Raw genomic sequence first — 24,803 nt, 5'->3', positions numbered from 1 at the left:
CACTAGGATATGTCCTGCGCAAACCAGTCTTCAACGAAGCGCAGATAAATCTGCGTCAGCGTCTCGAGGTCGGCAATCGCCACGCGTTCGTCGACCATGTGCATGGTCTTGCCGACAAGGCCGAATTCGACCACCGGACAATAATCCTTGATGAAGCGGGCATCGGAGGTGCCGCCGGAGGTGGAGAGCGCCGGCTCTCTGCCGGTCACCGCCATGATCGAGCCGCCAAGCGTCTCGATCAACCTGTCGTCGCGTGTCAGGAAAACATGGCTCGGCCCGTCGCGCCAGACGATCTCGTAGTCGACCGGCGTCTTCTTGCCGGCGCGGTATTTCTTGCGTTTCGCCGCCCGGTCGAGGCGGTTGTGGATCTCGGCCTGGATCGTCTCGACGGTCCATGTGTCGTTGAAGCGAATATTGAAGGTAGCCGCCGCCTTCGCTGGGATGACGTTGGTGGCAGGGTTGCCAACATCGATGGAGGTGACCTCAAGATTGGTCGGCTGGAAATCCCTTGTTCCGTTGTCGAAGACGGGGTCAAGCAAGGCGTCGACCAGCGTCACCAGGCCGCGCACGGGATTGTCGGCTAGCTGCGGATAGGCGGCGTGTCCCTGGCGGCCGTTGACGACGACCGTGCCGGAGAGCGAGCCGCGCCGGCCGATCTTGATCATATCGCCGAGCGCGTCGGGATTGGTCGGCTCGCCGACGATCGCAGCATGCCATTTCTCACCCTTGACAGCCGCCCATTCGAGCAGTTTCGTCGTGCCGTTGATCGCCGGCCCTTCCTCGTCGCCGGTTATCAGCAGCGAGACCGAACCCTTCGGGCCGCCCTTCTGCGCAATATGTCGCCCTACCGCCGCGACGAAACAAGCAATGCCGCCCTTCATGTCGACGGCGCCGCGGCCGAACATCTCGCCATTGGCGATGTCGGCGGCAAAGGGCGGGTGCGTCCAGGCTGTTTCATCGCCCACCGGCACGACATCGGTATGGCCGGCAAACATCAGATGCGGGCCGTTGCCGGAACGCCGCGCGTAAAGGTTCTCTATGTCAGGTGTGCCGGATTCGGAAAACACCGGGCGCTCGACGGCAAAGCCGAGCGGCTTCAACATTTCTTCCAGCGCGCTCAGCGCACCGCCTTCGGCGGGCGTCACGGAAGCGCAGCGGATGAGAGCAGCCAGATTTCTGGTCGGATCGGTAGGCAGCGTCATGGGCAAAAGCGATAGTCGAAAGCGCAAGGCCTGTCACGGCCAGACATAAGGGCCAGCCATGCCGCCGACATTATGGTTTTCATGCCGTATAGTTGCGGCCAGGCCTCTCGACCAGGACAGGGCCATCGCATGATCACGCATGGCAGGACGATCGTAATCGCCGGTGCCGGCAGTATCGGATGCTACGCCGGCGGCTGCCTGATACTTGCCGGACGAAAGGTGGTTCTGCTGGCGCGGCCTCGCATCGAGAAGGCGCTGCAAAAAGGTGGATTGCGCATCACCGACCGTGATGGCCGCGACCGATCCGTCAAGCCGGAGGCATTGTCGGTCACCGCCGATCCGGCCGCGGCATTCCCCGGTGCCGATGTCATCCTGCTAACGGTCAAGAGCGGCGCGACGCAGGACATGGCCGGGCTTATTGCGGCCCATGCCCGACCGGATGCGGTGGTACTCAGTCTGCAGAACGGCGTCGACAATGCCGATAAGTTGCGAGCCCATCTCGCCGCCCGGCGGGTGCTCGCGGGCATGGTGCCGTTCAACGTGGTCCAATCGGCGGAGGGCGAATTGCCGCTTCGTCTGCACCGCGCCAGCGGCGGCAAGGTGATGATCGAACAGGGTCCGACAGGCCTTGACGAACTGCTTGACGTTGAGGGCTTTGCCGTTGCCACGCATGGTGACATCGAAGCGGTGCTATGGGGCAAGCTGCTGCTCAACCTCAACAACGCGCTGGTGGCGCTTTCCGGCCTGCCGCTGGCGGCAGAGCTTGCCGATCGCCGCTGGCGGCTGATCCTGGCCGGCCAGATCGACGAAGCATTGGCGGCAATGATGGCGACGGGCATCGAACCCGCTCGCATCGCCGGCCTGCGTCCCGCGCTGCTGCCGAAAGTGCTTCGCCTGCCCGACTGGCTGTTCAAGTTCTTGGCGCGGCGGATGCTTGCCATCGACCCTGCCGCGCGTTCGTCGATGTGGGATGACCTTCAGCGCCGCCGGCCGACGGAGATCGGCGAACTGCAAGGCGCGGTCCTGCGTTTGGCCGAAAAGGCCGGCACGCCGGCGCCGTTGCTGAAGCATGTTACGGCACTGGTGCGCGCGGCCGAGCAGAAGAGGCGCGGATCGCCCTGCCAGACGCCGGAAGCCGTTGTCGCGACCGTCAGATCGTAGCCCGCACAGGCGCCCAGTAACGGCCCTTGCCGGTGCGCTTGGCCTCGTAGAGCGCATGGTCGGAACAGGTGAGCAGGATTTCCGGATCGCCTCCGTCGGCGGGTGCGCATGCGCTGCCGACGCTCAAGCCGACATGGATGGCGGAGCCGACCCCGAGGTCGAAGGGGACCGAGACCTTTTCGATGGCCCGCTTTGCCAGGTAGGTGGCCTCGATCTCCGAGGTTGCGGGCAAAAGAATGACGAATTCGTCTCCGCCGATACGGAAGACCACGTCCCCCGGACGGAAGCCGCGCTTCAATCGTTCGGCCACCTTGCGCAGCAGCACGTCGCCGACGGCGTGGCCAAAACGGTCGTTGACCTGTTTGAAACCGTCGAGATCCATGCTGAGCACTGCAAACGGCTTGCCGCCATTGGCGGCCGGCGCCGCAAGGTCGCGGCACATGTCGCGCAATTTCTCCTGCAGGAAGATGCGGTTTGGCAGGCCGGTCAGCGCGTCCTTGATGGCCAGGTCGCGATTGTCCAGTTCGGCGCGGATCATGCGGGCATTGATTGCGTGGTTCTGAAGCAGCACGATGATGACGCCGGCCACATAGAACGGCGTTTGAATTCCGACGATCGGCATTCCGGGCGCCGCAGAAAACAATGCACCGACCACGTAAGGCAGGCTTACGGCCAACATGACGAATATGGCGAAGCGCGGGGTCGCCGCATTGCGTGACGACACCACGCCGACGACGCCTGCGACATTCAAGGCGGCAAGTACGGAAAGCGCCATATTCCCGCTGGCAACACAGCCATAGCAGCCGAGGCCGAAAACGACCGACCAGACGCCGCTGGCTGCCATCAGGCCCGCCAGCGGCCCTTTCGAGCCGCGCCTGCGGGCCTGCTCGCATTCCCGCATCAGCAGAACGCGGACGGTGAAAAGCATCAGGTCGGCGGCAATCCAGGCGTAGGGCCACCAATCCCCGGTGGCAAGAGCGGCGCTGACCGCAACCAACAGAACGCTGATGGTGCCGAACAGGACCGCGAATTTGCGCTCGAAGGTGGTGTCGAGAAGCCGGGCGCGGACAGCTTCCGGTTCCAATTTCATCGGCGAAGAGAACCAGGCAAACAGGCGAGCGGCGGCGCTCCACGTTTTGCGCGGCTCGTTGGTGGTCAGGGATAGGTCGCTTGCCAGTCGAGCGCTCCGTGCCGGTCGACACAGTCTTCGCCGGCATGCTGGGCCAGGGTGATTAACATTCGCTTAGAGCATCCGGCGCAAAACCGGGCTTTCGGAACTCCCCGTTCCGCCGCTCTGGAGCAATTCCAGGAAAAGTGTGAAGCGGTTTTCCGTCCGGAATTGCGTCAAAACAAAAAGATAGAGCGGTTCGGCGTTTCTGCGAAACGATAGCGGATCTGCCGCCGGATGGCCGGTTTTAGCTTGCCGGCCCCGGTTGTCTGCGGACTGCAGGCCGACGCGGCGGACCCGGCTCGGGATAGGTCTTCGCCGCACGTGCCGGCTGCCCATGAGGGGTTTCGATCAGCGTGATCTTCTGCCAGATCTTTCGCGAGAGGTTCGAAGCCAGGTTCTCGATGTCGTTGACGCCGTCGATGACCACGGCGTCATTGACCGACTGCGCAAACAGCGCGGCGATCTTGCCGGTGATCGACAGCATCTCGGAGCAGTAGTCGAGATAGCGGGCAAGGTCGGCGGCGTTGGTGATGCGGGCTGGCGAATGCGCAGTCGGCTTGAAACTGGCTGAAAGCGTTGCCGGATCCTTGGTCAGCTGGTGCATGTCGATGACGTGGATCAGCGAACGCAGCCCGTGGAGCTGGCGAAACACCCGCTTGCGCTTGATCCGCTCCTCGGAGCGAATCAGGGCCAGAAAGCCCAGCACCGCGAGGATGATCATGTTGAGGGAGGCTTCGATGCCTTGCATCGACTGGAAGGCATCGTGGTTTCCCGAGATGCGGCCGAGCGGCAGGATTGTGCCGACGAACAGGAACATCAGCGCTCCGACGACGAAGGCGGCGATGATGAGGCCGCGCAGCCACCAGATCCGCGCCTCCAGCGCCTTGGCTGCCTTTGCCAGATCGCGCGACAGCGACACGAGCTCGGCGGCGACGCCGCGCAAGCCGGCATCGGGAAAACGCTCGGCGACGCGCTCTTCCAGCCGTTCGGCGGTTTCGAGGATCAGTTTCGAATCAAGCGAGCGGTAGCGCATGACGAAATATCCGATCGGCGCTCAGGGTTCGGCCGGTGCGTTGGTGCGCTTGCCGTAGCGGTTGGGTCCCGGCTGCCCGGGAAATAGGCAAAGCACGAGGAAAGCGATAATCGAGACAACCGGCACGAACAGCACCAGCGCCGCAACGCCCGGCTTGTCGAGGTCGTGCAACCGCTTCACCGCCAGCACCACGTTCGACCAAAGCGAGGCAATGAAGGCGATGAAGAAAATGAACGACCACATGTTGCTCTCGGTAGTGCCTTCCGGAACCAGCGTGAAACGGTAGAGTGGGAGGGCCTGTATGATGGCCACCAGCAGTCCTCCCAGAAAATAGGCCGCGCGGCTGACGCGGCCCGAAGTTCTGAAGAAAAGCCAGATGAGGTCTGATCTGTCAGGCAAGCGAATTCCGTCCGTATTCGTTGAGAAAGATCAATCGCGCAGCAATTCGTTGATCGATGTCTTGGAACGGGTTCTGGCGTCGACCCGCTTGACGATGACGGCGCAGTAGAGGCTGGGGCCGGGCTCGTTGTTTGGAAAAGGCTTGCCCGGCAGCGAGCCGGCGACGACGACGGAATTAGGCGGCACCTCGCCGTAGAAGATCTCGCCGGTGGCGCGGTCGACGATCTTGGTCGACTGGCCGATGAAGACGCCCATGCCGAGCACCGAGCCTTCGCGCACGATGCAGCCTTCGACCACTTCGGAACGGGCGCCGATGAAGCAATTGTCCTCGATGATGGTTGGGCCGGCCTGCATCGGCTCCAGCACACCGCCGATGCCGACGCCGCCCGACAGATGCACATTCTTGCCGATCTGGGCACAGGAGCCGACCGAAGCCCAGGTGTCGACCATGGTGCCGCTGTCGACATAGGCGCCGACATTGACGAAGGACGGCATCAGCACGGCGCCGGGCGCGACATAGGCGGAGCGGCGCACGATCGACGACGGCACGGCGCGGAAGCCCGCCTTCTCAAAATCGACGGCGCTCCAGCCGTCGAACTTCGAAGGCACCTTGTCCCACCATACCGCCTGACCGGGACCGCCCTTTATGATCTCCATCGGGGTGAGCCGGAACGACAGCAGCACCGCTTTCTTCAGCCACTGGTTGACGTGCCATTTGCCGTCGGCCTGCCGCTCGGCGACGCGGGCGACGCCCCGGTCGAGCAGGTCGAGCGCCGATTGGATGGCCTCGCGCGTCTCGCCGCGGGTTGCGGTCGAAATCGTGTCGCGTTCCTCGAAGGCGTTCTCGATAATCTCCTCGAGGCTCGCGAGATCGGGCTTCGACATGAATTCGCTCCATTACCAAGCTGTTAAGGGCCGGCGCCTTAACCTGTTTGAAAGTCGCGCGGACCCTATGTGAAGGCTTGGGGAGGGTCAATCGCGGCAGCGTCACGGGACGGCGCAGGTGAATGATTGGACGGGTAAAGCAAATATGACTCCCATGGAAAAGACGGGATGGACGCCGCTGCCGCATTCGGACGAGGATCTGGAGCGGTCGAGAAGCGTGCCGGACACGCCGCAAACGCGCGCGGAGACATACCGGCTGGCCTGGAACGATCCCGATTTCATGACGCGGCGCGAGTTGCGCGCGGTCAGGCTGCAGCTCGAACTGCTGAAACCGGAGATGATCCTGGCCGAGCGCGGCATCCAATCGACCGTCATCCTGTTCGGCGGCGCCCGCATCCCCGAGCCCGGCGGCGAAGCCTGGGCGGCCAAGAACGAGACGCAGAAGAAGAACCTCGAGCAAAACAGCAAATATTACGAGGAGGCGCGCAAATTCGCCCGCCTCTGCTCGCAGCAGTCGGCCATCTCGTACTATCGCGAATTCGTCGTGGTGACCGGCGGCGGGCCGGGCGTCATGGAGGCCGGCAATCGTGGCGCCGACGATGTTGGCGCGCCGTCGATCGGTCTCAACATCGTGCTGCCGCACGAGCAGGCGCCAAACGCCTACGTGACGCCGGAACTCTGCTTCAACTTCCACTATTTCGCGGTCCGCAAGATGCATTTCGTCATGCGTGCCAAGGCCGTTGCGGTGTTTCCAGGCGGCTTCGGCACGATGGACGAGTTCTTCGAAACGCTGACCCTGATCCAGACCGGCCGCATGGAACGCGTGCCGGTCATCCTGTTCGGCAAGGCTTTCTGGGCAAGGGCGATCGACCTCGATTTCCTCGCCGAGCAAGGCACGATCACGCCCGGCGACCAGGATATCATCGATTTCGTCGACACTGCCGACGAGGCCTGGGGGATCGTCAGCCGCTTCTATAAACTTTGACATGCAAGCAAGGACTTGAAGCGCGCCGGCTTGCCTCAAGCAGGGACTTCCACGATCGCCGTGAGAAAGCCGGCGAGGTCGTCGGTGACGAAGTCCACATCGTCCTCGCTGGCCGGGTCGCGTTCCCAGATTTCCGAGAAGGTCGGCTCGAAATTGCGCGGCACCACCAACACTGTGGTCATGCCCAGCGATTTCGGCACCGACAGGTTGCGGGCAAGATCTTCGAACATCACCGCATTTTGCCCGGTAACGGCGTGGAGTTCGGCAAATTTCTCATAGGATTGCCGCGCCGGCTTGGGGTTCAGTCCGGCTGCGACGATATCGAAAATATCATCGAAATGCTCGAGAATGCCCAACTGCCGCGCGGTGCGTTCGGCATGCCGGCGATCCCCGTTGGTGAAGATGAATTTACGGCCGGGAAGCTGGCGAATGGCGGTGCCGAGGACGGGATCTGGAACCAGCCAGGAATAATCGATGTCGTGCACTTTCTCGAGAAAATCGTCGGGGTCGATGCCGTGGCGCGTCATCAATCCGTTCAGTGTCGTGCCGTATTCGCGGTAGAGCTCCTTTTGCAGCTTGCGTGCTTCCTCGCGCGGCAGCGTCAGCAATTCTCCGACGTAGGCGGTCATCTTCACATCGATCTGCGAGAACAGATTCGAATGGTGCGGATAAAGCGTGTTGTCGAGATCGAACACCCAGTCGGTGACATGGGCAAAGCGGGCGGGGTCGGGAAGTGTGGTCATACGTCCTTATGGCACGAAACGATCTTTCTAACAGGAGGTTTATCCACAACCTATGCGCGCCCTGGGTAGTAAAAATGGCGCCATGATTAAAATCTTAAGCATCGCCGAAAGGTGACATTCAGCGCTTTGCTGGAACCAAGACGGACCAGTGGGAGCAAGCGATGAATCGCATATTTCTAAAGTCTGCCGCCATCGCTTTCGCCTCCGTCGCGGTCTCGCTTTTGCTGACGCTGATCGTCGTGCCGGCAATGGGGTTTCCGATCAATCGCACCATTTGGCTGACATCCACCGTGTGCCCGCTCGCGCTTGCCTGGAGCGTCGGCGCCTATACGTTCTGGCAGGGCGAAAGGTTGCAGACCGCGCATCGCGAGCTCGCCCGCGCCCATGCCCAACTCGCCGCCGCGCACAGGCGCTTGGCGGAAAAGGCGAGCCGCGACGACATGACCGGCATGCTCAACCGCGAAAGTTTCTTTGCCGCTCTCGACGGCTCCCGGCGCAAATCCGATCGCGGGGCATTGCTGATCGTCGATGCCGACCATTTCAAGACCATCAACGACAGCTACGGCCATCTGATCGGCGACGATGCGCTGCTCCTGATCGCAAACGCGATAGAGCGTGGCGTGCGCAGCGGCGACGTGCTTGGCCGCATCGGCGGCGAGGAATTCTGCGCCCTTCTGATTGGTGCCACCGAACACGAGGCCAGGCGCATCGCCGAGCGCATCCGCCGTGAAGTCGAGCGTATCCGTTTCCGGCCCGTCGACGAACGAACGGTTCCGCTGACAGTCAGTATTGGCGGCATCACCTGCGGCAGAGACGTCGCAGTGTCGGAGCTAATGCGCGCCGCCGACCAGCGGCTCTACGAGGCCAAGCATCGCGGCCGCAATCTGTCGATCATCGACCGCGATATTTCCGAAGCCGCCTGAGCTCGGCCCTAAGCCTTCTGCTGCATTCAACCGCGCCGCTGCCAGACGGTCAAAATCCGAAGATGGCGATGCGGAACAGCAGGGCGGCCGCCGCCAGCGCCACCAGAGCGATGCCAAGGCCAATGGGAGAGCCCCAGCCATACCACTCCATCGCCAGCTTGGCATATTTGAACTCCTCGGCCGGTGTGAGTAGGCCGCGCGTTGGGGTCTGATTCATGGTTCACTCCTTGCAGGCTGCGACAGGCCTTGCCTTGCGCCTGATGCAGCATATTACTATAATGGCCGTAATGTTAGACAGATTGATAGTTAGATGATCGAAATAAATTCGTCAAGCATGAATCGGGCCGACATGAAGACCGCCATCAGCCTTGCCATTATGGGCTGGCAGGACGCGACGCAGGCTTATGACGAGGCAGTGGGCGATAGGCTTGGGCTGAGTATGGCGGAACGCCATTGCTTGGCGCTGCTCTATGGCGGCCCGCGATCGGCTGGCGAGGTCGCGGCCGCAACAGGGTTGACGCCGGCCGCGGTCACCGCGCTGGTCGACCGGCTGGAGGCGCGCGGCCTGCTGACACGAGCGCGCAGCCTCGAGGACAGGCGCAAGGTGGTCATAGAGGCGACGGAACTCACGCGAGAACTATCGGCGCGCTATTATGGCGCGATCGCGCAGGAGGGAGAAAAGCTGATCGCCACATTCAGCGACACTGAACTCGCCACGATCCTGCGCTTCGTTAGGGCGTCGCTCGACCTTCAGCGCGACCAACTGGCCCGGCTGAAGGCCGAGGCTTTGGAAACAGCCGACAGCCTATAGGCTTGCCGGGTCGAGCGCCGGCTCGCCTTTGCGGCGCGCCACGATCGCCGCAAGATCGGCGGTCTCGAAAGCATCACGCAGGGCGTCGAACGACGGCAGCACGAAATAGGCACGCTGGAACTTGTCGATCTCGTAGCCGGTGCGCATTACGGTTTCCAGGTCGAAGGGGACATGGTGCGCCTCGCCGCCTTCGACCGCGAACTGAAGCTCCGTGAAGGATGACATCAGCCCGGCGCCGAAAGCCTTGAGCGGCTGGCCCGGCTCGCGTATCAGCCCGTATTCGACGGTGTACCAGTAAAGCCTGGTGATCATCTCGTCGCCGCCGAGCGCAATCACGCTATCGGCCTTTTTGCCATACATCTGCATGAAGTCGGCAAAGACCGGCTGCGTCAGGATCGGCACGTGACCGAAGAAATCGTGGAACATGTCGGGCTCGACAATGTAGTCGAGCTCCTTTTGGGTTCGCAGCCAGTTGGTGACCGGGAACCGGCGGTTGGCGAGGTGGTCGAAGAACGGCTGGGCGGGAATGAGCCCCGGCACGGCGACGATCTCCCAGCCGGTGAACTTGCGCAGCTTCTCGCTGACCGCACCGAAATCCGGGATCTTATCGAGAAGACCGAGTGCCGCGACGCCGTCGAGGTAGGAGTGGTGGGCGAGGTTCCTGGTCAGCTTCGTCTGCCGGTCGCACAGCGTACGCCACACCGCCTGTTCTTCGTCGCTATAATTGTAGCCCTGCGCCACGGTGAAATCGGCACGGCAGACCGAATAATCGCCGCGAAGGCCTCGCGCCGCACATTCGCGGGCATAGTCGGCAACGTTCATTGTCATGGCTTGCTCTCCCTGGAAATCATGATCAGCGGATTGCCGGAAATTCTAGCGGGATGGCGCGAGGCAAATCAGCTTTGATGGTGGCTCAAATGCGGGGTTGGAGGTAAAAGACTCCACGATCGAGCTTGGGAGAGTGAAAATGCCTCAGTTTGACGAATTCGAGATCAAGATGCTCGACATCCTGCAGCGCGACGGGCGCAAGCCGGTCTCCGAATTGGCGCAGGAGATTGGGCTGTCGACGACACCTTGCGCGCGGCGCTTCGAGGCCCTTCAGCAAGCGGGCATCATAAAGGGCTTTGCTGCGGTGCTCAGCCGCCGCGCCGTCGGGCTGATGGTCGAAGTGTTCATCCAGGTGCGCCTCGTAACCCACAGCGACGGCTCGCCCGAAACCTTTATCGCCGCCGTGCAGCGCATGGACGAGGTGTCGTCGTGCTGGACGATGACTGGAGACTACGATTTCCTGCTGCATGTCATGGTGCCGTCGGTCGACGAGCTCAATGCCTTCGTCATGCACCGGCTGATGCGGCTCGAAGGCGTGCGCGACGTCCACACTCAGCTTGTGCTGCAGAACATCAAGGGGCCAGGCCATGTCCCGCTTGCACATCTCAGACGATAGGCATTTCTGCGGAAAAGCTGCACACGAACTGCTGAATCGAGCCAATCTCCGGAGCTAGATCGCCGACTACGACATGCGGACCGCCATTGCATAAGGTCCGCCATGAAAATCGTCCTGATCAATCCGCCACATACAGCCATCGGCAGCCGTGTGCCGGACGACCATCTGCCGCCGCTCGGTTTGCTGGCACTGGGCGGTCCGCTGATCGACGCGGGACACGAGGTGCGGCTCGTCGATGCCGAATTCGGGCCGATGCCGCTTGCCACGCTGGTCCGGGACGCCTTGAGCGACCATCCCGACTGCATTCTGATCGGCCATTCCGGCTCGACCTCTGCACATCCGACAGCCCTGCTGATCGCCGGCATGGTCAAGCACATCGAGCCAGCGACAATCCTGATTTATGGCGGCGTGTTTCCGACCTATCACTGGCGCGACATACTGGCCGAAACGCATGCCTTCGACTTCATCGTGCGCGGCGAGGGCGAGGCGACAATCGTCGCGCTGGTCGAAGCGCTTGAGAAACGCAAACCGCTGTCGGACGTGGCGGGGATCGCTTTTCCTGACGATTTGCGCCGTCCTTTTGCCACCCGGCCGGCAAGGACGATCGCCAATTTCGACGATTACCGCATCGGCTGGGAACTGATCGACTTCAGTCGCTACAGCTATTGGGGCGGCAAGCGTGCGGTGGTCATGCAGTTCTCGCGAGGCTGCCCACATCTGTGCAATTATTGCGGCCAGCGCGGCTTCTGGACGCGATGGCGGCATCGCGACCCCGTGAAATTCACGCAAGAGATCGCCTGGCTGCACCGCGAGCATGGCGTCGAGCTGATCAACCTCGCCGACGAGAACCCGACATCCTCCAAAAAAGCCTGGCGTGCCTTTCTCGACGCGATGATCGCCGAGAATGTGCCGGTGCTGATCGTCGGCTCCACCCGCGCCGACGACATCGCACGCGACGCCGACAGCCTGCATCTCTATCGCCAGGCCGGCGTCATCCGCTGGCTGCTTGGCATGGAAAATACCGACGAGCAGACGCTTGCATTGATCCGCAAGGGCGGCAGCACCTCGTCCGACCGCGAGGCGATACGGCTGCTGCGCCTCAACGGTATCTTGTCGATGGCGACCTGGGTGGCCGGTTTCGAGGACGAAAGTTTGCGCGACCTCTGGCGCGGCTTCCGCCAGCTGATCGCTTATGACCCCGACCAGATCCAGGCGCTCTATGTAACGCCCCACCGCTGGACGCCGTTCTTCAGGATTGCCAGGGACCGCAAGGTGATCCAACTGGACGCCCGCCTGTGGGACTACAAGCACCAGGTGCTGCGGATGACGCGCCTCAAGCCGTGGATGTTGTTCTTCGCCGTCAAGCTGATCGAACTGGCCGTGCAGTCGCGGCCCAAGGCGCTGGCGCGCATCCTGTTCCACAAGGATCCGGAGCAACGGCATTCGATGCGCTGGTACACCAAAATGGGCCGCCGCGTCTGGTTCCGCGAAGTCTGGGGCTTTCTGGTCCGCGACCGCCGCCTGAAAAATGGCCCGACGCTCGCCGAATTCTGGGGCGCGCCGCAAGACGAGGAAGAAGAATCGATGGTTGTCGAACGCCTGTCGCGTCAGTCCGTGACCGCTATTTCGCCAAACGCTTGAGCCCCTCAGACACCCGGCCTCACGGCACGATCAGCGTGCCGGCGCCGTGTTCGGTGAACAGCTCGAGCAGCACCGCATGCGGCGTCTTGCCGTTAAGGATGACGACGCCTGCGACGCCGCGCTCGATTGCCTCGATGCAGGTCTCGACTTTGGGGATCATGCCGCCCGAGACCGTGCCGTCCTTGATCAGGGCCTTGGCCTCGGCCACGGTCAGCTCGTCGATCAGCTTCTTGTCCTTGTCGAGCACGCCGGGCACGTCGGTAAGGAACAGCAGGCGCGTCGCCTGGCAGGCGCCGGCGATGGCGCCGGCAAAAGTGTCGGCGTTGATGTTGTAGGTATGGCCGTCGCGGCCGGGCGCCACCGGCGCCAGCACCGGGATCATTTCGGACCGCGCCAGGAGGTCGAGCAATGTGCGGTCGACCTCGACAGGCTCACCAACGAAGCCCAGGTCGAGCACCCGTTCGATGTTGGAATCCGGATCGATCATGGTCTTGCGCGCCTTTTCGGCAAACACCATGTTGCCGTCCTTGCCGCACAGGCCGATCGCCCACTCGCCCTCGGCATTGATCAGCGCGACGATCTCCTTGTTGATCGACCCGGCCAGCACCATCTCGACAATCTCGACGGTCTTCTGGTCGGTGACGCGCAAGCCGCCCTCGAATTTGGATTCGATGCCCATCTTGCTGAGCATGGCGCCGATCTGCGGCCCGCCGCCATGCACGACGATCGGGTTGACGCCGGATTGTTTCAAAAGTGCGATGTCGCGGGCGAAAGCCTTGCCGAGCGCGATGTCGCCCATCGCGTGGCCGCCATATTTCACCACGACCGTCTTGTTCTCGTAGCGCTGCATATAGGGCAGCGCCCTTGAAAGCAGCGCGGCCTGCATTTCGGCGGTGGCGGCGACATCCGTCATCGGCGTGGTTCCCAGCTTGGCATGAACGGCGGCGTCTTAGCGGGAATTGGACGAGGGGGCAAACGGCTTTGCTGTCACGATCGATCAAATCACCGCCTATGCCGGCCGCTGCAGCGGCGCCCGTCGGCCCAACCAGCCCGAGATCCTTTCCATCTGCGCGGCGAACGACAAAAGCGTTTCCTCGTCGCCGGGGCGGCCGGCGGCCTGGACGCCGAGCGGCAGGCCGGCATCGGTGACGTAAACCGGAAGCGTGATCGACGGTTGCCCGCTGACGTTCTGGATCGCCGGCCAGTGGGTGAACCACAGGCTCTTGTCCATCAGCTGGCCGAATAGCGGCTTGAACTTCAGCAGGCCGGCGAGGCGCAGTCTGTCCAGAACATTCTCGATGAATTCGTCGGCGCCTTTCGGGTCCATGGTGCCGCAGGCGAGCGGCGGGTGCGCGATGACAGGCATCAGCACTGCATCATAATGCGCGGTTTCGGTGATAAGCCGGCGCGAGGTTGCGTGCAGCCGCTGCAGGCCGGCATAGATTTCGCCGGCCGAGAGAATTTCACCGAACCGGCTCATCACGCGCGTGGCGCGTTCGATGTCGCCTGAGATGGAGCGGCCGACGCGCAAGGCCTCGCCACGCATCGTGCCGGCCACCGCCGCAGCGACGGTTCTGGCGAAATCGGCGATGAAATCGCGATCGATATAGGGCAGGTCGATCTCCTCGACGCTGTGTCCGCCTTCGCGCGCCAGCCCGATCGCCGCATCCAGAGCTTTCAACGTCTCTTCCGATATCGGCAGGCCGAGCGGCGATTTTCGATAGAAGGCGAGCTTGAGCTTGCCCGGATCGCGCCCGGCGGCCGCAGTGAAACTGCCGTTCGGCGAGGGTGCCGCGTAGGGCGACAGCGGGTCGGGCCCGTGGGTCAGGTCGAGCAGCAGGGCCGTATCGCGCACCGAGCGGGCCAACGCATGGTCGACGACGAAGCCGTACCAGCTTTCGGTGACGAGCGGCGTCAAGGGTACGCGGCCGCGCGAGGTTTTCAGCCCGATCAGCCCGGTACAAGCCGCAGGCACCCTGATCGAGCCGCCGCCATCCGAGGCATGCGCCACCGGCACGACGCCGGCCGCGACCAGCGCAGCCGCACCGCCCGAGGAACCGCCGGTCGTGTGCGCGGTGTTCCATGGATTGCGGGTGACGCCGTAAGCCACCGACTCGGTCACCAGACTCAGCCCGTGTTCGGGTGCGGTGCTGGTGGCGATCGGGATCAGGCCGGCGGCCAGATAGCGTTCCGTCATCACCGAGCTGAAATCGGGGGTGAAAGCCGGGATGCGGCTGCCGCCATGCGTCGGCACGCCCTTCATGGCGATGCCGAGGTCCTTCAACGCAAAGGGCACTCCGGCAAGCGGCAGCTTGTGGTCGACGGTTTTCGCTCGCGCCCGCGCCGCCTCAAAAAGCGGTTCGGCGATGGCGTTGATCTCCGGCAGGGTGGCCTCGGCCCGGGCGATCGCCGCATCGACGAGATCTTGCGGTGTGATCTCTCCCTTGCGCACGAGTGCGGCCTGGCCGGTTGCGTCATGCTCCCACAGAACCCGCTCGATCGACATGGTCGCCCTCCCGCTCATTGCAAGCTAGCGGGCGGCGATTTCATTGGCAATCGACGCTGGCGCTGCCGGTGCGCAAGACCATTTCAGTCGTTGCAAATACATTGCAATCGCCTAATTTGGCGGCGGATGACGCCGCAGGACATCAGCAACCTGATTGTCCGGACTTCGATGAAGGACCGGGCTGCGTTCGATCTGCTCTACCGGCAGACCAGCGCGAAACTTTTCGGCGTCTGCCTTCGTGTATTGAAGGATCGGGGAGATGCAGAAGAGGCGCTTCAAGAGGTCTTCGTCAAGATATGGACGAAGGCGGACCGTTTCGCCGTTTCGGATCTGAGCCCGATCTCCTGGCTGGTGGCCATTGCGCGCAATCATGCGATCGATCGGATCAGAGCGCGGCGAGAGCCTGCCGCCTATATCGATGCCGCGCTCGACGTGGCCGATCCGGCGCCGGGGCCGGAGGCCATGGCCGTGGCGGGCGGTGAGTCCGAACGCATCTACCATTGTCTCAAGGAATTGGAGAAGGACCGGGCGGCGGCCGTCCGGGGCGCCTATCTGGATGGCAAAAGCTATGCCGAACTGGCGGAGCGCTATGGCGTACCGCTGAACACGATGCGGACCTGGCTGCGGCGCAGCCTGTTGAAACTGAGAGAATGCCTGGAAAGATGACGCTGGCTGACGACAACGGACCGGAACGTGGGGGCGACGACCTGTTCGCCGCCGAATACGTTCTTGGCGTTCTGGCCGCGGATGAACGCGAGATCGCGTCGCGCCGCATCGATGCGGACGCCGCCTTCGCGCGCCTTGTCGATGCCTGGGAGGCGCATCTTTCGCCGATGGCCGCCGCCTATCCGGAGACAGAGCCTCCGATCAGGGTCAAGGAAGCATTGGACCGCCGGCTGTTCGCTGCAGAGCCGCGCGCCGGCCTGTGGTCGAGCCTTGGCTTCTGGCGCGGTCTTGCCGCCGCCGCCATTGCGGCGCTGGCGATCTACATTGCCGTGCCTTACTTCCGCCCGTCCACCGAACCGCCGCAGGCGCGGCTTGTCGCCTCGCTGGCGGCCGAAGGCAGCGACGTCAAATATCTCGTCGTCTACGATGCCGCCCGTCACGAGGTCGGTCTTTCCCACGTTTCCGGCGAGCGGGCCGCCGGCAAGGACTTCGAGCTGTGGATGATCGAAGGCAAGAAGGCGCCGGTGTCGATGGGCGTCATCCCGGCCGGTGCGACCGCGCATTTGGCCATCCCGCCCGCCGTCCAGGAGAAATTGGCGCAAGGCGCCGTGCTTGCGGTCAGCGTTGAGCCTGCCGGCGGTTCACCGACCGGCCAGCCGACTGGACCGGTGGTCGCAGCGGGCGATCTGAAGAGCATCTGACCGCTTCTCATCTCCGGAAGCAGACCTGAAATCTATCTCCCGCGATTGAAACGCCTGCAAAGCTTGTTGGCGGCTGTCGATCCGCGCCGGGCAAATTGCAGCGACAAATATTTTTTGCGGAGAGGACGAAACTCCAGCATTTCTATCGCGTATCTCCTTGCGTTCCCAAATGAGGGGAACGATAACCCGAGGAGATTGAAATCATGCGTAAATTCGCCACCCTTTTGCTTGCCGGCACGGTCGCCATTTCCGCGCTCGCCACCATTGCCTATGCTCAAAATCCGATGGTCGGCGGCGCCGCCATGTATGCCCAGAAAAACATCGTCGAAAATGCTGTCAACTCGAAGGACCACACGACGCTGGTCGCTGCCGTCAAGGCAGGCGGCCTGGTCGATACGCTGCAAAGCGCTGGCCCCTTCACTGTGTTCGCGCCGACCAACGAGGCCTTTGCGGCACTTCCAGCCGGCACGGTGGAGACGCTGCTCAGGCCTGAAAACAAGGACAAGCTCGTCAAGATCCTGACTTGCCATGTCATCGGCGCCAAAGCGATGGCCGCCGACGTGGCCAAGATGGTGAAGAACGACGGCGGCACCCACAAGGTCAAGACAGTCGGTGGTTGCGAACTGTCGCTCAAGGCCGACGGCGGCAAGGTCACCGTGACCGACGAGAACGGCAACGTCGCCAATGTGACGATCGCCGATGTCGAGCAGTCCAACGGCGTCATCCACGTCGTCGACAAGGTTCTCCTGCCGAAGATGTAACAAACGCACGCTGCCGGCGAAGATATCACTAAGGGCCTCCCTGCGCACACGTCCGCGCCGTTCACGCAAGATGTGGATAGGCGCGGAGTCCCGCTTTGAGGACAGCGATCGTCACCGGCTTTTGATTTCCGTGTGGCGGTCGAATTTGGCACAAGCAATGACAGGAGGAATGGCCATGAACCGTCGCGAGCTTCTTTTGAGTGGTGCGGCAGCCATTGGCGTTGTCGCAGGCGCCACCGCGCTGCGCATGGGCGGAGCCCAGGATGCACGCGCGGCTGAGACTTTCGAGGTTACCAAGACCGAAGCCGAGTGGCGCGCCATCCTGTCCGACGCGGCCTTCAATGTGCTGCGCAAGGAGGGCACGGAATACCCGGGCACCAGTCCGCTGCTCAACGAGCACCGCAAAGGCATCTTCGCTTGCGCCGGCTGCGGCCTGCCGGTCTATTCGTCAGAGACCAAGTTCGATTCCGGCACAGGCTGGCCGAGCTTCTGGCAGGAAATCCCGAATTCCGTCGGCAAGACCGTGGACAGGTCTTTGGGCATGACCCGCACGGAGGTCCATTGTCGCCGCTGCGGCGGCCATCTCGGCCACGTATTCGACGACGGTCCGCCGCCGACCGGGTTGCGACACTGCATCAATGGCGTTGCCTTGACCTTCAAGCCGGCGACGGCGTGAGGACGGCTGCGACCCTGACTTTGTCGGAGCGCGAGAGGACTTCGTAATGGTTGATTTTGCGCATGACCCCGAAAATCGCTTTTCGGGGTCATGCGCGAGGGCGCCAGGCGGGGATCAAGCGCGCCTCAATGGCCTCCGCCACCGCCGCCCTGAGCGGCTGGCTTGCGGATCACCAGGGTGAAGAGCCCAAGCGTCGCGAACAAAACCGTCAGCATGAAGAATACGTCCATGAACGACAGCAGCGACGCCTGCTGCTGGACCATGCCTGACAGTTTGGAGATGGCCGCCTTGGAGGCGTCGAGCCCGGCGGTCTGCTCGAAGTTGAGCGTCATGTTCTGCAGCTTCTGCTGCGCAGCGGCACTTCCCCATTGCACGTGCTCGGAGAGCCTGGCGTAGTGGAAGGCATTGCGGTCGATCAGCACGGTGTTGATGACTGCCAGGCCGACGGCGCCGCCGAGATTGCGGGTCAGGTTGAACAGGCCAGACGCATTCTTCAGCCGCTCCGGCGGCAAGGTTCCGAGCGCAATGTTGTTGATCGGCACCATGCAAAGCATCATCGAGCAGCCGCGCAGGATCTGCGGGATCAGCAGTTCATAGAAATCCCAGTCGGCGGTGAGATGCGTCATCCACCAGGTCCCCGTGGCGAAGCCGAAGAAGCCGATCATCATCATGATGCGCGGGTCCATCTTGTTCGACAGGATGCCGGAGATCGGCGCAGTGAAGAACATGGCTAGGCCGCTGACGAACAGCGCCTCGCCGATCATCATCGAATCGTAGCCGCGGATCCGCCCCAGGAACACCGGATAAAGATAGGTCAGACCGTAGAGGCCGATGCCGACGACGAAGGAGAACAGCGAGCCGAAGGCAAAATTGATATTGCTGAAAGCCCTCAGATCGACAATCGGCTCCTCGGCGGTGAACACGCGCCAGAAGAACAGCACCGCGCCGAAGGTCATGATGACGGCGCAGATGAACACCGCCTGATCCTGCAGCCAGTCGTTGTTGGGACCTTCCTCCAGCACATATTCCATGCAGCCGAGGAAGGCGGCCATGCCGGCAAGCCCCCACCAGTCGAACTTGCTGAACAGCTTGAGATTGGGTTTGTCGAAGTCGATCAGCGACCAGGCGGCCGTCGTCACCAGAATGCCGGGCACGACGTTGACCAGGAACAGCCAGTGCCAGGACATGGCATGGCTGATATAGCCGCCGACGGTCGGGCCGATGGTTGGCGCCAGCGTCGCTACCAGGCCGATCATCGGCGAGACGATGGCGCGACGCGACGGCGGGAAGATGGTGAAGGCGGCTGCAAAGACGCTCGGGATCATGCCGCCCCCGATGAAGCCCTGCACGGCGCGGTAGACGATCATCTGGTCGATATTGGTTGCGGTCGCCGCCAGCGCGCTGGCCGCGGTGAAACCTGCCGCCGAGATTGTGAACAGCACCCGCGTCGACAGCATCCGGCTGAGGAAGCCCGACAGCGGGATCATCACCACCTCGGCAATCAGATACGCCGTCTGCACCCAAGGAATCTCGTCCGAACTGGCGCTCAGGCCCGCCTGGATCTCGGCCAGCGAGGCCGAGACGATCTGGATGTCCAGGATGGCCATGAACATGCCGAACACCATTGCCAGGAAGGCGATGACGCGGCGTGTCGAGATGTGGTCAACCGGCACCGGCACGGCTGGCGTCGGCGCCGATCCTGCAGTTAGGGTTGCGGTCGCCATGACCTTTGCTCCCGGTTCCGCTTTACTTCGATGCCGAAGGCGCCGTGCGGCTGTCGACGGCGACGACGACGCTCAGGCCGGCGCGCAGCTTGCCCGTCTTCAGCACATCCGCGGGCACGTCGATGCGAACCGGAACGCGCTGCACCACCTTGGTGAAATTGCCTGTGGCGTTCTCCGGCGGCAGCAGCGAGAACACTGCTCCCGAAGCCGGGGCCAGCGACGACACGGTACCCTCGATGTCCTGACCGTCGATCGCGTCGACCGACACTCTGACCTTTTCACCAGGCACCAGCCGGGCAAGCTGGGTCTCCTTGAAGTTAGCGACGATGTAGAGCTTGTCCATTGGCACGATGACGGCGAGCTTCTGTCCGGGGCTGATCAGGTCGCCCTGCTCGACCGAGCGGTTGCCGATCACGCCGTCATAGGGTGCGCGCAGCACGGTGAAGGACAGATCCCGCACCGCCCTGTCGTGGGCAAGCTGCAGCGAGGCCAGCGTGCTTGCCGATTCCGCCCGCTGCGCCTGGAGCACGCCGATATTGGCCTGAGCCGCCGCGATCTGCGCGTCGGCGCCGGCTAGTGCGGCATTGGCTTGCTCGACCGCCGTCTGGGCATCGTCCAACTGGGCCTGGGTGCCGACGCGGGTCTTGAGCAACTGGGCGGCACGAACCTGAGCTCGCTTCGCATTATCGGCCGCGGCCTGGTCGGCGGTCTTCTGCGCCTGCGCCTGCTTGAGCGAGGCGCGCGCCGCCTCGGTCTGGGCATCGATGCGGTCGAGCGTCTTGCTCAACGTGGCGATCTGCGCCTCGGCCTGGGCAACGGCTATCTTGTAGTCGCCGTCATCGACGATCAGCAGCGGGTCGCCGGCCTTCACCTGCTGGTTCTCGGTCACTTTGACCTGATCGACATAACCCGAGATTTTTGGCGAGATGAACGCCGTGTCGGCCTGGACATAGGCATCGTCGGTCGTGATCATGAAGCGCCCGTCGGTCCAGTAATCATAGCCATACCAGGCGCCGGCGCCCAGCAGGGCCAGGCCGATGATGGGCAGCAACATCGAGCGCATCGACCGCTTCTTCTTGGCGGGAGCCAGCGGGGTGACGTCGGCGGGCTTGAGAGGGGTTTCCGGCGCTTCGATCGCAGGCTGGACCTTGGCACTGGGGAAGGGGCGGACTTCGGCACTGGTGGGCGCGTTCGAGGACATGATATCTCTCTAAATTAACTGGCGCTGAATTTCGTCAGACTGAACCGTTCGGTTCGATCTCGACGTTGACTTAGCGCTTAAAGAGGCCCATATCAAGAGCAATCGAACCGGATGGTTCGAATTATTTTACGAGGTGTGACATTATGGCCGAAGCCCCCAAGGCCGCTTCTTTGCCTGATTCAGGCCCATTGCCCAGCGCCGGCAAGGACCAGTGCGATCTGCTGGACAGTCTGCCGCGCGGCCGCCCGGCCGCGGGGCAAGACCCGGTCAAGCGCAGCCAGATCATCGAGGGTGCGCGCCGTGTCTTCATCGACAAGGGCTTCGAAGCCGCGTCGATGAACGACATTACGCGCGAGGCCGGCGTGTCCAAGGGCACCATCTATGTCTACTTCGCCAACAAGGAAGAGCTGTTCGAAGCGCTGATCGAGGAAGAGCGCGGCACGATTTTCAAGAACATGTACGAAGTGCTCGACCAGATCGGCGACCTTCGCCAGACGCTGGTGAAGTTCGGCATCGTGCTGTCCATGAAGATCACTTCGGCGAGGGTCATCCTGGCGCAGCGGACGGTGATCGGCGCGTCGGAACGCATCCCGGAGCTTGGTGCCCGGTTCTACGAACGCGGCCCGAAGCGCGGCCATGACAGGGTCGTCGTTTTCCTCAACATGGCTATCGAACGCGGGCTGCTGAAGATCGACGACGTCGAGCTTGCCGCCTATCAGTTCACCGAGCTGTGCCTGGCCGGCCTTTTCCGCCAGTGCATTTTCGCCTATCGCACCAAGGCGCCAAGTGCGGCCGAGATCGAACACATCGTCAGGTCGGGCGTCGATGTGTTCCTGAAGGCCTACGGCACCGAACAGCTTGCAGAGCAGGAACGGGCCTCCAGCCCCGCCTGACAGGCTGCCAGGGTCGGTGGCCTATCCGCCATTGGCGGCGAGCACGATCGCCGCACGCAATTCCTCGAGGCCCTCGCTCTTTTCCGACGACGTGGCGAGCACGAAGGGAAATGCCGCCGGGCGTTTCTTGATCTTCTGGAGCGTTTCCTCGATCAGCCGCGGTACCCCCGCCGCTTTGATCTTGTCGGTCTTGGTCAGCACGATCTGATACGACACCGCCGCCTTGTCGAGCAGCGACAGCACCTCGTCGTCCTTGGCCTTGATGCCATGGCGGGCATCGATCAGCACGTAGACGCGCTTCAGCGTCACCCGGCCCTTCAGATAGTCGAACACGAGCTTCGTCCACTCGTCGACCTTTTCCTTCGGCGCCGTGGCGTAGCCATAGCCCGGCATGTCGACCAGGGCCATCGGCGGCAGATCGGCGCCTTCTCCCGAAAATCCGCCAGGCACGAAATAGTTGAGTTCTTGCGTGCGGCCCGGCGTGTTGGAGGTGCGCGCCAGCCCCTTCTGGTTGACCAGCGCGTTGATCAGCGACGATTTGCCGACATTGGAGCGGCCGGCAAAGGCGATCTCGGGTGGACCCTCCGGCGGCAGGAATTTCATCGCCGGCACGCCGCGGATGAAGATCCAGGCTCGCGTGAACAATTCGATGCCGATCGTGGTCTTGTTCAACGCGTTCAAACCGCTGCCTCCAGAAGAAAAATGTTGCTGCCACGAATGGCATCGAGATTGCGGCTGATCTTTTCCACCGGCCAGTGCCACCACGCCAGCGCCAGCAGCCGCCGGATGGTCCTGTCATCGAAGCGCATCTTCACCACTTTGGCCGGATTACCGGCGACAATCGCATAGGCTGGCACATCGTGCGTCACCACCGACTTTGCCGCGACGATAGCGCCGTCGCCGATTTTCACGCCCGGCAGCATCACCGCTTCCATGCCGATCCAGACGTCGTTGCCGACGATTGTGTCGCCACGCACCTCCTTCGACCATGTCGCCGGGTCGAAACCTTCCTCCCAGCCGTGACCAAAGATGTTGAACGGATAGGTCGAAAAGCCGGACATGGCGTGATTGGCGCCGTTCATGATGAAGCGCGCACCCTCGGCGATGGCGCAGAACTTGCCGATGACCAGCCTGTCGCCGATGAACGGATAATGATGCAGCACGCATTTTTCGGCGAATTTGTCGGGTCCGTCAGGGTCGTCATAATAGGTGAAGTCGCCGATCTCGATATTCGGCGCCGTCACCAGCGGTTTCAGAAAGCCGACGCGTGTGTGCAACGGGATCGGATGCTTGATCGATGGATTGGGTCCGGTCATATCGAGCTCCGTCGAGCAACTGCCAGGCAGGTCAAAATAGCGCGATCCGTCCGGCAGTACCAATCGCTTAATCCAGGCGGGCAGCTTGTGCAAAAAGCCCCGGACGAACCGGGGCTTTTTGGTCTCGCATCGTCGGAGCGCCGGCTATTCCGCCGGCGACGGTTTCTTGCGGAACAGCGCGACCAGATTGTCCCACAATTCGATCTTGGCGCCTTGCCGCTTCATGATCACGCCCTGCTGCAGGATCGACAGCGTGTTGTTCCAGGCCCAGTAGATGACGAGGCCGGCCGGAAAACCCGCCATCATGAAGGTGAAGATCACGGGCATCCACGTGAAGATCGCCGCCTGCGTCGGGTCCGGCGGCGTCGGGTTCATGCGCATCTGCAGGAACATCGTCACGCCCATGATCAGCGGCCAGACGCCGATCATCAGCATGTGCGGCAAGGTAACGGGGATCAGCCCGAACAGGTTGAAAATCGATGTCGGGTCCGGCGCCGCCAGATCCTGGATCCAGCCGAAGAACGGCGCGTGCCGCATTTCGATGGTGATGTAGAGCACCTTGTAGAGCGAGAAGAACACCGGGATCTGCAATGCCACCGGCCAGCAGCCGGCGAGCGGATTGATCTTCTCGGTCTTGTAGAGCTCCATCATCGCCTGCTGCTGCTTCATCTTGTCGTCCGCGTATTTCTCGCGGATCTCGAGCATCTTGGGCTGCACCTTCTTCATGTTCGCCATCGACGCATAGGACTTGTTGGCGAGCGGGAAGAACAGCGCCTTGACAATGACGGTGGTGGCGAGGATCGCCAGACCGAAATTGCCGAAGAATTTGTAAAGCGTGTCGATCAGCGAGAACATCGGCTGAGTTATGAACCAGAACCAGCCCCAATCGATCAGCTTTTCGAAAAGCCTTATCTTGCGATCTTTCTCGTAAGCATTGATCTTGTTGACTTCCTTTGCGCCGGCAAAGATCTCCGATTCAATGGTCTTGGATTCGCCGGACTGCAGCGCAATCGCGTCCGTGCGGAAGTCGGCTTGATAGCGATGACGGCCGTCCTCGTAATAAGCGAAGTTTGGCTGAAACTCCTGCGCCTCTGTCGGCACCAGCGTCGCCGCCCAGTATTTGTCGGTGATGCCCAGCCAACCGTCCTTGGACTTGCTCGGTGTGTACTGCTTGTTTTTCTCGAGATCGGCGTATTTGTGTTCCTGCAGGCCTTCGCTGCCAGTGACGCCGATCAGGCCTTCGTGCAACACATAGATGCTGGCGACCGCCGGCTTGTCGAAGCGGGTGATGCGGCCGTAATTGAACAGCGAGACAGGGCTGCTACCGGAATTCTGCACGGTGTCGGAAACGGTGAACATGTAGTCGTTGTCGACCGAGAATGAGCGTTTGAAAGTCAGGCCCTTGTCGTTGGTGAAGGTGAGCGTCACTGGTGTAGCCGGCGTTAGCGTCGGATTGCCGTCGACGTTCCAAACGGTCTTGGGTCCCGGCAGCGTTCCCACCTTGTCTTCGCCAACAAAGCCGATCTCGGCGAAATATCCGTTCGGCAGCGACTCAGGATTGAGCAGCGCGATCTTGGGTGAGTTTTTGTCGACCGTCTCCGTGTAGTGCTTGAGCTTGAGATCATCGAGACGCGCGCCGGTGAGGTTGATCGAGCCTTCGAGGCTCGGCGTGTCGATCTTGACGCGGCTGGTCGAGGCAATCGCCTGGTCGCGGCTGGCCGGCGTCACGGCGTCGCCGCCAGGCGCGCTCGGAATGGCGCCCGGCTGCACCGGTGTTTCGCTGGCGCCCGGGCTGGTGCCTTGGGCAGCCTTCTTCTGCTCCGCCACGCGCTGCTCTTCGATGCGGGCGGCTTCGCGCTGCATCTCGCTGCGCGGCATCACATAGAAATATTGCCAAAGCGCCAGGATCAGCACCGACAGTGCGATGGTGATGAAGAAGTTGCGGTTGTTTTCCATCGAAG

The 24,803-nt window shown here is 62.4% G+C and carries 26 protein-coding genes; 11 read left to right on the top strand and 15 right to left on the bottom strand.

Annotated features, from left to right (window positions below):
• Nucleotides 1–2 precede the first annotated feature (2 nt).
• Nucleotides 3–1,202, bottom strand: a complete 1,200-nt coding sequence (gene dapE / locus NKI58_RS04675; RefSeq protein ID WP_352568525.1) for a succinyl-diaminopimelate desuccinylase — start codon at nt 1,200–1,202, stop codon at nt 3–5.
• Nucleotides 1,203–1,331: 129 nt separating this feature from the next.
• Here dapE and NKI58_RS04670 point away from each other — a divergent pair, with 129 nt between their 5' ends.
• Nucleotides 1,332–2,363: a 2-dehydropantoate 2-reductase gene (locus NKI58_RS04670; protein WP_352568524.1), complete on the top strand. Its 1,032-nt coding sequence runs from the start codon at nt 1,332–1,334 to the stop codon at nt 2,361–2,363.
• On the opposite strand, the gene NKI58_RS04665 is transcribed toward NKI58_RS04670, so the two are convergent.
• The 4 genes from NKI58_RS04665 to dapD all read right to left on the bottom strand — a co-directional run bounded on the left by NKI58_RS04665 (nt 2,353) and on the right by dapD (nt 5,851).
• Nucleotides 2,353–3,453 carry a GGDEF domain-containing protein gene (locus NKI58_RS04665; RefSeq protein WP_023677471.1) on the bottom strand — a complete coding sequence of 367 codons (1,101 nt, stop codon included), beginning with the start codon at nt 3,451–3,453 and terminating at the stop codon, nt 2,353–2,355. The two genes, NKI58_RS04670 and NKI58_RS04665, sit on opposite strands and share 11 nt — an antisense overlap.
• Before the next feature lie 325 nt (nt 3,454–3,778).
• Nucleotides 3,779–4,567, bottom strand: coding sequence for a hypothetical protein (locus tag NKI58_RS04660; RefSeq protein WP_352782948.1), 789 nt, complete (start codon nt 4,565–4,567; stop codon nt 3,779–3,781).
• A 21-nt stretch (nt 4,568–4,588) separates the two neighbouring features.
• On the bottom strand, nt 4,589–4,966 hold the full coding sequence (locus NKI58_RS04655) for a DUF805 domain-containing protein (RefSeq protein ID WP_023677473.1): 378 nt from the start codon (nt 4,964–4,966) through the stop codon (nt 4,589–4,591).
• A 30-nt stretch (nt 4,967–4,996) separates the two neighbouring features.
• The gene (gene dapD / locus NKI58_RS04650; protein WP_023677474.1) at nt 4,997–5,851 is read right to left on the bottom strand and encodes a 2,3,4,5-tetrahydropyridine-2,6-dicarboxylate N-succinyltransferase; all 855 of its coding nucleotides are present in this window, start codon (nt 5,849–5,851) and stop codon (nt 4,997–4,999) included.
• A 145-nt stretch (nt 5,852–5,996) separates the two neighbouring features.
• Between dapD and NKI58_RS04645 the strand changes: the two genes are divergently transcribed.
• The gene (locus NKI58_RS04645) at nt 5,997–6,836 is read left to right on the top strand and encodes an LOG family protein (RefSeq protein WP_352588564.1); all 840 of its coding nucleotides are present in this window, start codon (nt 5,997–5,999) and stop codon (nt 6,834–6,836) included.
• 35 nt (nt 6,837–6,871) lie between these two features.
• Here NKI58_RS04645 and NKI58_RS04640 read toward each other — a convergent pair whose 3' ends face one another.
• Nucleotides 6,872–7,579, bottom strand: coding sequence for a pyrimidine 5'-nucleotidase (locus NKI58_RS04640; RefSeq protein ID WP_352588561.1), 708 nt, complete (start codon nt 7,577–7,579; stop codon nt 6,872–6,874).
• Nucleotides 7,580–7,740: 161 nt separating this feature from the next.
• On the opposite strand from NKI58_RS04640, the gene NKI58_RS04635 reads away from it, so the two are divergent.
• Nucleotides 7,741–8,502 carry a GGDEF domain-containing protein gene (locus tag NKI58_RS04635; RefSeq protein ID WP_352783743.1) on the top strand — a complete coding sequence of 254 codons (762 nt, stop codon included), beginning with the start codon at nt 7,741–7,743 and terminating at the stop codon, nt 8,500–8,502.
• A 49-nt stretch (nt 8,503–8,551) separates the two neighbouring features.
• On the opposite strand, the gene NKI58_RS04630 is transcribed toward NKI58_RS04635, so the two are convergent.
• Nucleotides 8,552–8,719, bottom strand: coding sequence for a hypothetical protein (locus tag NKI58_RS04630; RefSeq protein WP_352588558.1), 168 nt, complete (start codon nt 8,717–8,719; stop codon nt 8,552–8,554).
• Between the two features lie 93 nt (nt 8,720–8,812).
• Here NKI58_RS04630 and NKI58_RS04625 point away from each other — a divergent pair, with 93 nt between their 5' ends.
• Nucleotides 8,813–9,313 carry a MarR family winged helix-turn-helix transcriptional regulator gene (locus NKI58_RS04625; RefSeq protein WP_352782943.1) on the top strand — a complete coding sequence of 167 codons (501 nt, stop codon included), beginning with the start codon at nt 8,813–8,815 and terminating at the stop codon, nt 9,311–9,313.
• Here the strand turns inward: NKI58_RS04625 and phhA are convergent.
• Nucleotides 9,308–10,141: a phenylalanine 4-monooxygenase gene (gene phhA, locus NKI58_RS04620; protein ID WP_352782941.1), complete on the bottom strand. Its 834-nt coding sequence runs from the start codon at nt 10,139–10,141 to the stop codon at nt 9,308–9,310. The genes NKI58_RS04625 and phhA overlap by 6 nt on opposite strands.
• 139 nt (nt 10,142–10,280) lie before the next feature.
• Between phhA and NKI58_RS04615 the strand changes: the two genes are divergently transcribed.
• Both NKI58_RS04615 and bchE read left to right on the top strand, forming a co-directional pair.
• Nucleotides 10,281–10,757 carry an Lrp/AsnC family transcriptional regulator gene (locus tag NKI58_RS04615; RefSeq protein WP_023677481.1) on the top strand — a complete coding sequence of 159 codons (477 nt, stop codon included), beginning with the start codon at nt 10,281–10,283 and terminating at the stop codon, nt 10,755–10,757.
• Nucleotides 10,758–10,859: 102 nt separating this feature from the next.
• A complete protein-coding gene (gene bchE / locus NKI58_RS04610; RefSeq protein WP_352782939.1) occupies nt 10,860–12,398 on the top strand; it encodes a magnesium-protoporphyrin IX monomethyl ester anaerobic oxidative cyclase in 1,539 nt (512 codons plus the stop codon).
• A 19-nt stretch (nt 12,399–12,417) separates the two neighbouring features.
• On the opposite strand, the gene argB is transcribed toward bchE, so the two are convergent.
• Nucleotides 12,418–13,311 carry an acetylglutamate kinase gene (gene argB / locus NKI58_RS04605; protein WP_023677482.1) on the bottom strand — a complete coding sequence of 298 codons (894 nt, stop codon included), beginning with the start codon at nt 13,309–13,311 and terminating at the stop codon, nt 12,418–12,420.
• Between the two features lie 96 nt (nt 13,312–13,407).
• Nucleotides 13,408–14,904 (bottom strand): amidase, encoded by a 1,497-nt coding sequence (locus NKI58_RS04600; protein WP_352853060.1) that lies wholly within the window; start codon nt 14,902–14,904, stop codon nt 13,408–13,410.
• 126 nt (nt 14,905–15,030) lie between these two features.
• Between NKI58_RS04600 and NKI58_RS04595 the strand changes: the two genes are divergently transcribed.
• The 4 genes from NKI58_RS04595 (at nt 15,031) to msrB (ending at nt 17,708) form a co-directional block, all read left to right on the top strand.
• Nucleotides 15,031–15,570, top strand: a complete 540-nt coding sequence (locus NKI58_RS04595) for a sigma-70 family RNA polymerase sigma factor (RefSeq protein WP_023677484.1) — start codon at nt 15,031–15,033, stop codon at nt 15,568–15,570.
• Nucleotides 15,567–16,271, top strand: a complete 705-nt coding sequence (locus NKI58_RS04590; RefSeq protein WP_352472348.1) for an anti-sigma factor — start codon at nt 15,567–15,569, stop codon at nt 16,269–16,271. Before NKI58_RS04595 ends, NKI58_RS04590 begins: the two co-directional genes overlap by 4 nt.
• A 203-nt stretch (nt 16,272–16,474) precedes the next feature.
• Nucleotides 16,475–17,032, top strand: a complete 558-nt coding sequence (locus tag NKI58_RS04585; RefSeq protein ID WP_023677486.1) for a fasciclin domain-containing protein — start codon at nt 16,475–16,477, stop codon at nt 17,030–17,032.
• 175 nt (nt 17,033–17,207) lie between these two features.
• Nucleotides 17,208–17,708: a peptide-methionine (R)-S-oxide reductase MsrB gene (gene msrB / locus NKI58_RS04580; protein ID WP_023677487.1), complete on the top strand. Its 501-nt coding sequence runs from the start codon at nt 17,208–17,210 to the stop codon at nt 17,706–17,708.
• A 125-nt stretch (nt 17,709–17,833) separates the two neighbouring features.
• Here the strand turns inward: msrB and NKI58_RS04575 are convergent, their stop codons facing one another.
• Nucleotides 17,834–19,432, bottom strand: a complete 1,599-nt coding sequence (locus NKI58_RS04575) for a DHA2 family efflux MFS transporter permease subunit (protein ID WP_352782937.1) — start codon at nt 19,430–19,432, stop codon at nt 17,834–17,836.
• Nucleotides 19,433–19,454: 22 nt separating this feature from the next.
• Nucleotides 19,455–20,633, bottom strand: a complete 1,179-nt coding sequence (locus tag NKI58_RS04570) for an HlyD family secretion protein (protein ID WP_352782935.1) — start codon at nt 20,631–20,633, stop codon at nt 19,455–19,457.
• A 143-nt stretch (nt 20,634–20,776) separates the two neighbouring features.
• Here NKI58_RS04570 and NKI58_RS04565 point away from each other — a divergent pair, with 143 nt between their 5' ends.
• Complete coding sequence (locus NKI58_RS04565) at nt 20,777–21,526, top strand: TetR/AcrR family transcriptional regulator (protein ID WP_352517617.1); 750 nt, start codon at nt 20,777–20,779, stop codon at nt 21,524–21,526.
• A 21-nt stretch (nt 21,527–21,547) separates the two neighbouring features.
• Here the strand turns inward: NKI58_RS04565 and yihA are convergent, their stop codons facing one another.
• The 3 genes from yihA to yidC all read right to left on the bottom strand — a co-directional run bounded on the left by yihA (nt 21,548) and on the right by yidC (nt 24,798).
• Complete coding sequence (gene yihA / locus NKI58_RS04560) at nt 21,548–22,207, bottom strand: ribosome biogenesis GTP-binding protein YihA/YsxC (RefSeq protein WP_031193748.1); 660 nt, start codon at nt 22,205–22,207, stop codon at nt 21,548–21,550.
• Entirely contained in the window at nt 22,204–22,842 is a 639-nt protein-coding gene (locus tag NKI58_RS04555; protein ID WP_352452996.1) for a CatB-related O-acetyltransferase, read from the bottom strand. Before NKI58_RS04555 ends, yihA begins: the two co-directional genes overlap by 4 nt.
• Nucleotides 22,843–22,986: 144 nt before the next feature.
• Nucleotides 22,987–24,798, bottom strand: coding sequence for a membrane protein insertase YidC (yidC, locus tag NKI58_RS04550; protein ID WP_352782932.1), 1,812 nt, complete (start codon nt 24,796–24,798; stop codon nt 22,987–22,989).
• Nucleotides 24,799–24,803 lie beyond the last annotated feature (5 nt).

Origin of the sequence: Mesorhizobium sp. M0522, from assembly GCF_040321085.1 — a bacterium.
GTDB lineage: Bacteria > Pseudomonadota > Alphaproteobacteria > Rhizobiales > Rhizobiaceae > Mesorhizobium.
Note: the sequence above shows the minus strand (reverse complement) of the source record. Positions and strands in the feature narration are given on the sequence as shown.

Excerpts from the sequence above, each read along its gene's own strand:
- dapE (WP_352568525.1), bottom strand. The coding sequence starts at position 1,202 with ATGACGCTGCCTACCGATCCGACCAGAAATCTGGCTGCTCTCATCCGC.
- NKI58_RS04670 (WP_352568524.1), top strand. The coding sequence starts at position 1,332 with ATGATCACGCATGGCAGGACGATCGTAATCGCCGGTGCCGGCAGTATC.
- NKI58_RS04665 (WP_023677471.1), bottom strand. The coding sequence starts at position 3,453 with ATGAAATTGGAACCGGAAGCTGTCCGCGCCCGGCTTCTCGACACCACC.
- NKI58_RS04660 (WP_352782948.1), bottom strand. The coding sequence starts at position 4,567 with ATGCGCTACCGCTCGCTTGATTCGAAACTGATCCTCGAAACCGCCGAA.
- dapD (WP_023677474.1), bottom strand. The coding sequence starts at position 5,851 with ATGTCGAAGCCCGATCTCGCGAGCCTCGAGGAGATTATCGAGAACGCC.
- NKI58_RS04645 (WP_352588564.1), top strand. The coding sequence starts at position 5,997 with ATGACTCCCATGGAAAAGACGGGATGGACGCCGCTGCCGCATTCGGAC.
- NKI58_RS04640 (WP_352588561.1), bottom strand. The coding sequence starts at position 7,579 with ATGACCACACTTCCCGACCCCGCCCGCTTTGCCCATGTCACCGACTGG.
- NKI58_RS04635 (WP_352783743.1), top strand. The coding sequence starts at position 7,741 with ATGAATCGCATATTTCTAAAGTCTGCCGCCATCGCTTTCGCCTCCGTC.
- NKI58_RS04630 (WP_352588558.1), bottom strand. The coding sequence starts at position 8,719 with ATGAATCAGACCCCAACGCGCGGCCTACTCACACCGGCCGAGGAGTTC.
- NKI58_RS04625 (WP_352782943.1), top strand. The coding sequence starts at position 8,813 with ATGATCGAAATAAATTCGTCAAGCATGAATCGGGCCGACATGAAGACC.
- phhA (WP_352782941.1), bottom strand. The coding sequence starts at position 10,141 with ATGACAATGAACGTTGCCGACTATGCCCGCGAATGTGCGGCGCGAGGC.
- NKI58_RS04615 (WP_023677481.1), top strand. The coding sequence starts at position 10,281 with ATGCCTCAGTTTGACGAATTCGAGATCAAGATGCTCGACATCCTGCAG.
- bchE (WP_352782939.1), top strand. The coding sequence starts at position 10,860 with ATGAAAATCGTCCTGATCAATCCGCCACATACAGCCATCGGCAGCCGT.
- argB (WP_023677482.1), bottom strand. The coding sequence starts at position 13,311 with ATGACGGATGTCGCCGCCACCGCCGAAATGCAGGCCGCGCTGCTTTCA.
- NKI58_RS04600 (WP_352853060.1), bottom strand. The coding sequence starts at position 14,904 with ATGTCGATCGAGCGGGTTCTGTGGGAGCATGACGCAACCGGCCAGGCC.
- NKI58_RS04595 (WP_023677484.1), top strand. The coding sequence starts at position 15,031 with ATGACGCCGCAGGACATCAGCAACCTGATTGTCCGGACTTCGATGAAG.
- NKI58_RS04590 (WP_352472348.1), top strand. The coding sequence starts at position 15,567 with ATGACGCTGGCTGACGACAACGGACCGGAACGTGGGGGCGACGACCTG.
- NKI58_RS04585 (WP_023677486.1), top strand. The coding sequence starts at position 16,475 with ATGCGTAAATTCGCCACCCTTTTGCTTGCCGGCACGGTCGCCATTTCC.
- msrB (WP_023677487.1), top strand. The coding sequence starts at position 17,208 with ATGAACCGTCGCGAGCTTCTTTTGAGTGGTGCGGCAGCCATTGGCGTT.
- NKI58_RS04575 (WP_352782937.1), bottom strand. The coding sequence starts at position 19,432 with ATGGCGACCGCAACCCTAACTGCAGGATCGGCGCCGACGCCAGCCGTG.
- NKI58_RS04570 (WP_352782935.1), bottom strand. The coding sequence starts at position 20,633 with ATGTCCTCGAACGCGCCCACCAGTGCCGAAGTCCGCCCCTTCCCCAGT.
- NKI58_RS04565 (WP_352517617.1), top strand. The coding sequence starts at position 20,777 with ATGGCCGAAGCCCCCAAGGCCGCTTCTTTGCCTGATTCAGGCCCATTG.
- NKI58_RS04555 (WP_352452996.1), bottom strand. The coding sequence starts at position 22,842 with ATGACCGGACCCAATCCATCGATCAAGCATCCGATCCCGTTGCACACA.
- yidC (WP_352782932.1), bottom strand. The coding sequence starts at position 24,798 with ATGGAAAACAACCGCAACTTCTTCATCACCATCGCACTGTCGGTGCTG.